The 9,932-nt window shown below is 48.7% G+C and carries 9 protein-coding genes and 1 tRNA gene; 2 read left to right on the top strand and 8 right to left on the bottom strand.

What is annotated here, in order from left to right; translation table 11 throughout:
* Nucleotides 1-123: 123 nt before the first annotated feature.
* The 3 genes from WCO51_05370 to WCO51_05380 all read right to left on the bottom strand — a co-directional run bounded on the left by WCO51_05370 (nt 124) and on the right by WCO51_05380 (nt 2,884).
* Complete coding sequence (locus tag WCO51_05370; protein ID MEI6512691.1) at nt 124-1,572, bottom strand: sulfatase; 1,449 nt, start codon at nt 1,570-1,572, stop codon at nt 124-126.
* 52 nt (nt 1,573-1,624) lie between these two features.
* The gene (locus tag WCO51_05375) at nt 1,625-2,062 is read right to left on the bottom strand and encodes a hypothetical protein (GenBank protein MEI6512692.1); all 438 of its coding nucleotides are present in this window, start codon (nt 2,060-2,062) and stop codon (nt 1,625-1,627) included.
* Between the two features lie 231 nt (nt 2,063-2,293).
* A complete protein-coding gene (locus WCO51_05380) occupies nt 2,294-2,884 on the bottom strand; it encodes a hypothetical protein (GenBank protein MEI6512693.1) in 591 nt (196 codons plus the stop codon).
* Between the two features lie 142 nt (nt 2,885-3,026).
* Here WCO51_05380 and WCO51_05385 point away from each other — a divergent pair, with 142 nt between their 5' ends.
* Nucleotides 3,027-3,278, top strand: coding sequence for an SHOCT domain-containing protein (locus WCO51_05385; protein ID MEI6512694.1), 252 nt, complete (start codon nt 3,027-3,029; stop codon nt 3,276-3,278).
* 3 nt (nt 3,279-3,281) lie between these two features.
* Nucleotides 3,282-3,773, top strand: a complete 492-nt coding sequence (locus WCO51_05390; protein ID MEI6512695.1) for a cytochrome c — start codon at nt 3,282-3,284, stop codon at nt 3,771-3,773.
* A gap of 271 nt (nt 3,774-4,044) precedes the next feature.
* Here WCO51_05390 and WCO51_05395 read toward each other — a convergent pair whose 3' ends face one another.
* The 5 genes from WCO51_05395 to WCO51_05415 form a co-directional block, all read right to left on the bottom strand.
* Nucleotides 4,045-6,264, bottom strand: a complete 2,220-nt coding sequence (locus WCO51_05395; protein MEI6512696.1) for a pyruvate formate lyase family protein — start codon at nt 6,262-6,264, stop codon at nt 4,045-4,047.
* A gap of 4 nt (nt 6,265-6,268) precedes the next feature.
* Entirely contained in the window at nt 6,269-8,584 is a 2,316-nt protein-coding gene (locus WCO51_05400; protein ID MEI6512697.1) for a pyruvate formate lyase family protein, read from the bottom strand.
* Nucleotides 8,585-8,843: 259 nt separating this feature from the next.
* Entirely contained in the window at nt 8,844-9,134 is a 291-nt protein-coding gene (groES, locus tag WCO51_05405; GenBank protein ID MEI6512698.1) for a co-chaperone GroES, read from the bottom strand.
* Nucleotides 9,135-9,204: 70 nt separating this feature from the next.
* Nucleotides 9,205-9,287: transfer RNA gene (locus WCO51_05410), tRNA-Leu, on the bottom strand.
* Nucleotides 9,288-9,423: 136 nt separating this feature from the next.
* On the bottom strand, nt 9,424-9,932 hold a 509-nt coding region (locus WCO51_05415), incomplete at its 5' end, for a glycine cleavage T C-terminal barrel domain-containing protein (protein MEI6512699.1).

The following is a 9,932-nucleotide window of genomic DNA, read 5'->3' on the forward strand; positions in this document are numbered from 1 at the left end:
TCACCCCTCAAAGCTGCCAAAAATGCCTGTTTCTTAGTCATTTATCGAATATCCTTTCTAGTATCTGCCTCTATCACTGCTGAGCTAACGGCAGATTTTGAAGCTATAGTATACACCAGCAAGCTACTTGCCTCTGTATTGACGGTTAAAATTAAAATAAGGCTCATAACCAACTGGACTAGGCCACCCATCACAATAGCTGCAATCCGTTGGGAATTCGCTCTCGATCATGCCGCTACGCATCCATTTCATAAGCGCCGGATGGGTACCTCGGCGTTCCATCTCATTCAGGGCGGCCGCATGCAGTCGCCGAACGACATCTTGATTCTCCGCTGCCACTTCTTTGAGAGTACCCAAACGCCATAGACGGCAGTTCTCCGGCTTGGCCGCTGCCTCAAGACACCACTCATGGTCAAACAGAGTGAAAACGGGTCCGGGACCATCTTTTTGCCAACCATCCATCGAAGTGCTCGAGATCGCAATCGGCCGCGGCGGATTTACCGCGCCTTTTGCGATCGCCAATAGATCATGGGAATCCAACTCCTGTGGCGTCTCTAGCCCGGCAAGGCTCATGACCGTGGCGAAAACGTCCTGCGGTTGAATCATGGCATCGCATCGCCCGGAACCGGCGCCGGGCGCATAGACGAAGAACGGCACATGCCCTTCCGCCTCGCGCACCGGCCAGTTCTTACCGAAGCTGCCCATTTCGCCTACTTGTGTACCATGGTCAGAAGTGAAGATGAGAGCCGTATTCTTCGCCAGGCCAGTCGATTCAAAGGTGTCCAGAAACTTGCCAAGCCAATGATCCATCCAGGTTACTTTTGCCGCATAAAGATTCTTGAGGCGTTCAGACAGGACTTCAGGTATAAATCCCTCCATCGCATAAATCCGCGGGTCAATACGGCCATCATAACCTGGAGTCTTGTCGTACATCTTTACGAACTCAGGCGGCGTATCCCATGGCTCATGGGGATCAAACGAATCAACCCATAAGAAGAACTTGTCCCGTGTCTGATTGCTCTTGAGGAAATCGCTCCCTCTCAGAAATACTTGGGCCGCGTTCCAGTCTTCGTAGACTTTGCGCTTGCGGTTAGTGCGGATATAGGCATTGATGGGCCTGTTCATCATTCTCTCAGCATCAACAAAATCCAACTGCGGGTCTTTCGTCCACCCGTCCAGCATATACCCCCCGTCATCCATCCACCGCCTGTCAACTTCCGCCCCGCGTACGAATTCCCACCCATGAAAAGGCCAGTCAAAGTTATGGCCGCCGTTGACCAGATGGGGGGTGTCGTGGATGAGTTGGGTGCAATAGCCATGCTCGGCAAGCGCCCGAGGTAAGGTCGGCACATCAAAAGGAAGTGGACCCCAGACGTTGAATGGACTGCCGTATCGGCCAGTGATGACGTCTTTCCGATGAGGAATTGTCGGAAAGCTAGCAGTATAGGCACGATCAAATACCCATGATTTAGCCGCCAACCGATCCATATTGGGTGTGATGATCCAGTCATTGCCATTTGCGCCTACAAAATCATAACGCAATGTATCCGCGATAATCAGAATAATATTCATTCCAACCCCACCTCACCAGCTTCAGCGATTATACCTCTAGCCTGACAATTAACTACACCCTCAACCCCCTGCGTTCGTTGTCAGTGGATTGGACTTCTTCTTGCACTAAAATCGACCATGCGCCTATCTTTAAAGCCTGTTCGAGCTTCTCAAACGCACGCTTGGGATTGCCGCACCTTGTCCAAGCACGTGCTGATTTAACAATAAGCTGGGCTAGTTTCTCTAAATTGCGCTGTTCATCTTCTGTGTAATTCTGAATCGATGCGACAATTATCCCCTCGGCGATAATTCGGTCAAAGTCTAGGCCAACACTTTCAGCGAATTCTCGCTCCTCCAGTTCTGATACAACAGCTTGGGATTCATCCGCTCTCTGCTTATAAATCGCAAGGAACCAACTCGAAGCAAAAAGAGCGATGCCGAATAATAAAACCCAAAACGTTTGTGTTGTCCCCTCTTTTATCCACCACTCACTTGCACGACTTCGAAGCAAATTATAGTCATCGCTACCTATGCTATCCTTTAACGCAACTTCGACTGATTGCTTCTCAACCGCATTTTCAATAAACTTATCAACCCTATCCCTACCGATTGTCGCTTCAAGATAACGAAAAACCGTTCGGTATTCCTGATAATCTTTTGGCGACCATGAGGTTCGAACTGAATTGTAACCTGTTTGAAAAATATATGCGTCTTTGCTATCAGAAAGCCAGAGCGCAACCCCTTAATGAAACCATTTTGGAAGCTTATCGGCATTTAATCCCAACGATGAGGTGATATATGCGTGAGCCAGTTCATGCGAAATCGTATCCTGCAACTCGGTCTCGGACTTTTCAGCCTTTTCAATAGCAACAAAACGGCATCCCCAAGTAACCCCTCCGACATTCTCGCCAAAAAGTGAACGCACCAGCCGAGGCATACCATCACGATAAGGGTAGATACGGACAATTGCCCCTCCCGAAGGTGTCTTGAGATGGATTTCATCCCGCAATCGCCTTATTGCCTTATTATCCGATTGTGCAAAATTCACGATATAATAACGTTCGCCCGGCACTGTCTCGTTCGAAGTAAAAGCGATTACTTTAGGAAGAAACTTCAAATAGGCTCGATTTTCTTCTGATCGCAAAAGAGTTGGGCGCTGCTCGAGCATCGTAAGTTGCGCGCGAGCACTCGCATTAACTGTTGCCATATCTAGATTGGTTGAAATCGGATAATTGAAGATGTCTTCAGAATCGGCAAATGAACACATACATGTTAGCAATAATGCCAACATGCATATCATCCGAATTATCCATCCTAATCTAACAATCATCATCTTCCAACCAATCAATCCTATTCTACTTTTACCACAACCAAGACGTTCTCCAGGAATACCTCGAAAAGAAATTCAGAAAACGTTGAGCTTTCACAGTAAACTCCAGTATGATAGCATTCAAGCATTGAATGCGAGGTATTTAATGATGATGGGACCATACGGTTGTCACTACGGTTTTGGGGGCATGGGATGGATTGTGATGCATTTCTTTTGGCTTCTCGTCCTCATCGGGTTTGGACTACTTTTGGTCTATTTTTCCCGCAAAAAGTCGGCACAAATGCATGGACCAGCTGAAACAGCGCTCGATATTTTAGACAAACGCTATGCCAGGGGAGAAATCACACACGAGGAATATGAGCGCATCAAACAGAATATTTCCAATAAAGGAGAGTAAATCATGTCCAACAGACGACTGATTAGCATCTGCTTTCTAATTTTGATAGTCATCATTGCAGGTACCGTTACTTCATGCAAACGCGCTGATAATAAAAGCGCCGCACCCAGCAATCCGACAGTTCAAACAGTTCAGAGCAACAGCCAACGAATATACATCTCTGCGTTAGACAGCTCCGGCAATTCCATTCAATTTACCGATGGTACTGCATGGTTTAAGTCCAGCGGTGGGAGTTGTATCACTTGCCACGGCGCCAATGGCAAAGGGGGAATAAAAGTACCCGATACCCATGAAACCTCCCCACCAATAACCTATCACGCCCTATCAAAACAGTTCTCCCCTCCTTACAACGACGCCCTCGTGGAGCGAGCAATTACCAAAGGTTTGGATTCCGAAGATAAACCCCTCGACAAAGTCATGCCCCGATGGAAAATGTCGGATAAGGATTTAAATGATTTGATCGGATACTTGAAGACGCTGGATACATCACCCTAAGCAGCTTATATCTAGAAGCACAGTAGCGCCAGCATTATGCCAGCACTATAGCGTCATTGCGAGGCAGTTTGTGCCGAAGCAACCTCCTCCAAGACATTCCAGACAGATACCACGCCTTCGGTTCTGAATGAAACTTTACAGATGTGCAGGGAACAGAGCCACCCAAATCCGCTTCTCTGAGTAGGCCTTTAGGCCAAATCGAAAGGCTCCGGAGACCCCCTTGTATTCCCCCTTGGAAAAGGGGGAAATTTGCTGTATCTACCTTCGCCTTTCACCCTTTATGCCGGTGCCTGTTGATGACATCGTCTTGGACATCTTCCGGAAGGCCTACGAAGCGGGCGGAGAAGCCGCCTACTCTTACGACCAAGTGTTTGTAGGCTTCGGGATTGGATTTAGCTTTGATTAGCTCTTCTACATCAGTTGCATTGCCCTGGAAAATTTGGCCGCCCATCTTCAGGAAGCTTTTAACAATAGCTCCGGTGACTTCGGGGGTGGCCCATTGAGGGTCGAGGTCCCACATACTGGAAGCGCCACCAGCAGCATTGGCGAGGTCGAGGGTTGTCATAGAACCTATTGCGGCAGTGATGCCTTCGGTCATTGAGGCATTCGCGGGGGTAATACCCTGGGAAATTGGCGTTCCTGCGAATTGGCCATCCGCAGTTGCGCTTAACTGATCACCAACCCATGGCGCCCACATGAAGGTGAAAATAACCATCTTTGCCCGCCCACCGAAACGATTGCGATAGCCCATGTAAATATCCGTAAGAGTGTTCCAAAGACGCTTTGTCATCGCATCGGCTTCAGCATCCTGCTGGCCATACTTTGGCAGCGATCGCAGCTTTAAGCGCAGAGTTTCATAGCCTTCGAAATTAGCTTTTATTGCGGCCAACAGCTCTTCAGCCGTACAAAGTTTATCGTCATATACGGCTCGTTTTAGGGCATGAAGGGCATCGGCGGCATTGGCGATCCCCAAGGGATCGACACCATAGTGATGATAACGCGCTCCGCCATCCTGCTGGTCGCGGCCTCGTTCAAAACAGTCAGCTATCATACTCGATTGAAGGTAAGTAGGCCGATGTTCAGCCATTGTCTCGCTAAAAACATCCAATTGCCTGAAACGGAAAATTTGCTCACGTTCCAACTCATTAGCAAACGCTGTATAAAACTCCTCAAAATCAGCATAACCGGGCAACGTCTTGAGGTCAACCCCCTCAAGACGTTGCCCCAACCGCATCGCTTCCCCGCCCGTTATCACAAGCTCCAGGGTCAAAGGTACGCTATGCGTGGCAGCAAAAAGAAGGTCACTGTTCATCCCCTGCGGCACAATCTCCATACAGCCGCCGCAGGTGTACATCATCGAATCTTCCGATGTAAGTCCAACCTTCTGCAAAGCCGCAGTGATGATTGGGTCATTCAAAATCTGAGCACGATTTCGCCCTTCGAGCAGATAACGCGCAGCAAGTTCAATATAATCCTGCGGTGGATCACTTGGCATTCGCATATAAACAGAAGGATGCGTCTGGTCGAGTTCAATAATCGATTCGACGAAAATATGCGATAACGGATTCACCGCTGATGTACCATCAGGATTACTGCCCCCCAAAACAATTGCCTCGACCCATCCGTCAAACCCCTGAATACGCTCCTCTAGCCGCATTAAAAGTTCATCGATAAGCTCGCGCGCCTCTTGTAGCGTACATCGGCCATCCTCCAAGTCCTTTTTAAGATAAGGCCAGAGGAAGTAATCGACACGGCCAGGACCATTTCCACCAAAGGGGCATTCGCGCATTACTGCTAAATATTGAATGAGGAAAGCTTGAGTCGCTTCACGGAAGTTCCGCGCAGGATAAGCCGGTACTTGGCGGCAGATTTTGATAAGCTCTTCGAGACGGGGTTTATCATCCGCAGAAGCTTCGGCAAGGGCTTTTTCTAAAGCAACTACATGGCGCTCAGCCCATCGGAGAACCGATTCCCAGACGATTATAACCCCCTCATAAAACTCTTTTGCCGTTTGGTCTTTGGGGGTTTTTAACGCCTCACGATACTCATCGAGTAACCCAATGATGCCCTTTTGAAGTATCCAATCCCAGTGCCAGGTAACGTGCCCAGGACCAGCGCCACCGCCGAATAGGTCAATCGTGCTCACATCAGCCGGACTGTTAAATCGGCGAGCGACTTCTTTATTTCCTTCAGCGCTCCAATCTGGACCTGCCGATTTGCCCTGACCGCCACCCAAGTGATAGACCATTCCCACTAAACGCTCTTCGGGAAAGAGATAAACTGGCAGCGCATCGAATCCACTGGCCAATGAACGGGCTTGACGCTCTCTTATAGTCAGATGAGCATACGCCTCATACGCATCGCCTTTAGCCGTACTGAAGATACCTTCGTCAGGAGGTTGATTGGCCCCTCGAATTCGAGAAGCGGCCACCATCCGCTCTATTCTTTCCGAAGGCCCTTCGGTCAGCCCGCGCTTAAGTGTTGTAATCAACTATTTATCTCTTATGCTTGGTTCGGGCGATGATGTGGTCCTGCATCTGGCGGTCTTGCAGGATGAACTGCTGGCTAAAGCCGGATATGCGCACGAATAAGTTGCGGTAATTTTCCGGTTCGTCTTGCGCTGCTTTCAAAGTCTCAGCGTTGCAGACATTGAATTGCATCTGCCCAACACCCTGCTTAATAGCGGTCGTCAGCAGGTCAACGAATGCGCGGCGCTTATGACCCTCTTCCAGCATCTTCGGATCGGCTTCGAGAATAGCCGAACTGCTTGCCGCGGCCATATCGTGTGGTATCTTCGCCAACGAGTTTACAACAGCCGTAAAGCCTTCATGATCTCTTCCCTGCATCGGCGACAAACTGTAAGCCAATGGTTCGCCTGAAAGTCGACCATCCGCGCTTGCTCCCGTGCTCTTGCCATAGTGGATAATTAAGGTGAATGTAAACAAATGAACATGGAACGAACCGCCCGAAGGCGTCTTATACTGCCCTAGCAAATCGCAATATTGGCGAGTAATCTCGGTGGCATATTTATCGGGCAGTGGCTCATCGTTGCCGTACTTCGGCAGCTTATTACGCAGATACAAACACAGGTCTTCCTTACCAGAAAAATTGGTCTTGAGCGCTTCAAGCAACTCCGCGCCTGTAATCGTCTTGTCGGTGAAAACCGCCTTTTCAATCGCTGCAAAGCTATCAGCCACATTCGGAATAGCCATCGCAGCGCTGGAGTGATAGTTGTACTTCGCCCCACCTTCAACAATATCCATCCCTCTTGCGATGCAGTCCTCGGTTAGAAGCGATAGAAATGGCAATCGGTAATGATAGCGATTCATAAGCTCTGAGCGGTTGGAGAAATAGGTCATTAAATCAACGAAGTGAGTGAGCTGCTTGGTATAGGCGGCTGTTAAGTCGTCCATATTCTTAAATTCGGCCAGTGTGCCGGTCTTAGGTCCGACCTGCTCGTTCAGCAGGAAGTCGCGGCCATCATTCATCGCGAGTTCCAAACATTTAAGCAGGTTAATCCAATGGCTCACCGCATGAGGGCTGGTCTTACCGGGAATAGTAATTTCGATACAACCAATAATCGCATATTGGCGCGCATCCTCAATCGGAATACCCTTAGCAACAAGAGCAGGAACGATTGCTTCGTCGTTAAAGAAGAACGGAATGCCTCCGCCTTTGGCGAGCAGGTCAACACAGCGCGCTAGAAGCTCCTGGGGTGAGTTCTTATGCACTCGGCATGAGAGACAACGCACGAAGCCAATATTTTCAGTTACGTCCAAAATCAAATAGCTCAGCGGATTAGAGGCATCTGTGCCATCGGGATGCTGCCCACCGATGGTCGCCTGCTGGACGTCATACGGTTGGTACAGCTTTACCCAAAGCGCCGCAATCACTTCTGCAGCTTCTTCCCAAGTAGTTCGCCCTGCCTCTAGGTCGGCTTCGAGATAGGGCCAGAGGAACTGGTCGAGACGGCCAATGCTGTTGGCGTTCACACCATCTTCAAAAACCGTAATCATATGCCCAAACCACAACGCCTGACAAGCCTCACGGAAAGTACGTGCGCCATGAGCCGGAACCTGCTCGCAAACCTCAGCTATATCCAACCATTCCTGCTTTTGAACAGGGTCTTTGCAGGCCTTAGCTTTTTTGCGTGCATAAACTGCATGGTTGAGGCCGAATTGCATCCCGCCTTCGCACAATACCTTCAAGCCAAGCAAATAAGCCCTCTTGGTAGGCATAAACGGATCGTGTGGTGTCAGTTTGTCAAGCGACGCTTGGATTTCATCTTTCAAACCGCCGAAACCAAGGCGGATGAACTTCTCGAAATCGCGCACGCTGTGGTTGAGGTCACCACCCCAGCCGGCTGTAACGCCATGTCTTCCGCCTAACTCAATTCCTTCTAAAGGAGGATCAACCGGAGCTATTTCACCAAACTGGAACGGTTCCTGTTTACACCACTCGATAAATTTAGCCTTTTGCTCGTCGGTAAGCGTAGACTCGGTAATATACTTTGTCCACCCCTCACCGAGTTTCACACAAAATTGAACCCAAGAACCACTATTACCATGCTCGCCTACAATGATTTCACCCTGCTCGATTGCGACGGGTATGTTCCGAAGCACATTGGCCATACCGGAACAGCTTTTTATAGGAAGAGACTTGAACTTTGCGGACATCCAACCTTCCATATAGAAGTAGTTGCGGTGGTGGTCGAAGTAGGAATCCCACGTTCGATCCATCGCAATCTGCCTAAGACGGCAAATCAGTTCCGATGGTTCGTATTTACTTGATGCTCGATCTAAAACTTTCATATTCTGCTCCTACCACATCAAAGGCCAACATATTCCGAATCATTAGACGATAACAGTGAGCTTCCGGTTCACCCAATACTAAAGCTATCATACCTATTATTCCAACTTTGAAGCTCCCAATACAATAGTATTATAACACTCAAATCAAGAGAATGCATCCTATTTGGCGCCAGTTTTTTAGCTATGATACATTTTTCTTGTGCAAGCAAAATATAAAGCTCGGAACATAACGTTCCGAGCTTTATAAAATAACCCAATATTACTTATCGAGCACAGCAAGAATGTCGTCTTGACGGACGATGGTAAAGTCTTTGCCGCCAACGGTAACTTCAGTACCGCCATACTTGTTTAAAAGCACGCGGTCTCCCACATTCACTTCCATCTGGGACAGCTTGCCGTCTTCCATCATTCGGCCTGGGCCGACTGCGATGATTTCGCCTTCATGCGGCTTCTCTTTGGCGGTCTCGGGAAGAAAAATTCCCCCTCTGGACATCTCATCCGCCGTCTTAATTGACACAATAATTCTATCTCCGAGCGGTTTCAACATAATCTATAGCCTCCACGTTTCTATCCTCATCACTTACCTTACGTATGGTATGGATAAGAGAATTAAGAAGATATGCCGCCCGGGGGACTCGAACCCCCAAGCCCTTGCGAGCACTGGCACCTGAAGCCAGCGTGTTTGCCATTTCACCAGGGCGGCCTGATTAGGACAATAATTTACCCCATTCGGTTCCCCGTGTCAACATCACCCCCAAACCCAAGCATGACAATAAACCCTATCTAGGTAGTATAAGGGTTAATAACTAGCAAGCTTTTAAAGGAGATTGCCTCTAATTTCATGTGTCTTTAAGAAATCTCTTGCCGCTTAGGCGAGCGGGGTGAAGTTTTTCTCGGATTTCTATACTGACATTATGATTAGGTTCGCTATGCTCGGAGGCAACAAAGGCAAAGCCTATTCCTCTATCTAAGGTGGGTGAAAAGACGCCGCTGCTCATTGAACCTATCTTTACTCCATCTATTAGCACTGGATAGCCTTCGCGAGGGACAATGCGTGTCTCCATAACAATTCCAACACTCTTACGTTTAAGCCCATCAGCACGCACCTGATTGATGACATCTGAACCAATAAATTGCTTGTTCTTGGAAACCACCCAGCCCAAACCTGCTTCGATTGGGTTGATTTCGGAGGTCAGTTCGTGGCCGTAGAGGGGTAAACCGGCTTCAACTCTCAATACATCCCGCGCAGCCAGTCCGCAAGCTACAGCGCCTGCATCGATTAGAGCTTGCCAAACTATCGGAGCATCATTTGCAGCCATAATAAGCTCGAAACCATCTTCACCTGTAT

It is taken from the genome of bacterium, assembly GCA_037131655.1.
Taxonomy (GTDB): Bacteria; Armatimonadota; Fimbriimonadia; order Fimbriimonadales; family JBAXQP01; genus JBAXQP01.

Coding starts and splice junctions, on each gene's coding strand:
- WCO51_05370 (MEI6512691.1), bottom strand. CDS start 1,572: ATGAATATTATTCTGATTATCGCGGATACATTGCGTTATGATTTTGTA.
- WCO51_05380 (MEI6512693.1), bottom strand. CDS start 2,884: ATGATGATTGTTAGATTAGGATGGATAATTCGGATGATATGCATGTTG.
- WCO51_05385 (MEI6512694.1), top strand. CDS start 3,027: ATGATGATGGGACCATACGGTTGTCACTACGGTTTTGGGGGCATGGGA.
- WCO51_05390 (MEI6512695.1), top strand. CDS start 3,282: ATGTCCAACAGACGACTGATTAGCATCTGCTTTCTAATTTTGATAGTC.
- WCO51_05400 (MEI6512697.1), bottom strand. CDS start 8,584: ATGAAAGTTTTAGATCGAGCATCAAGTAAATACGAACCATCGGAACTG.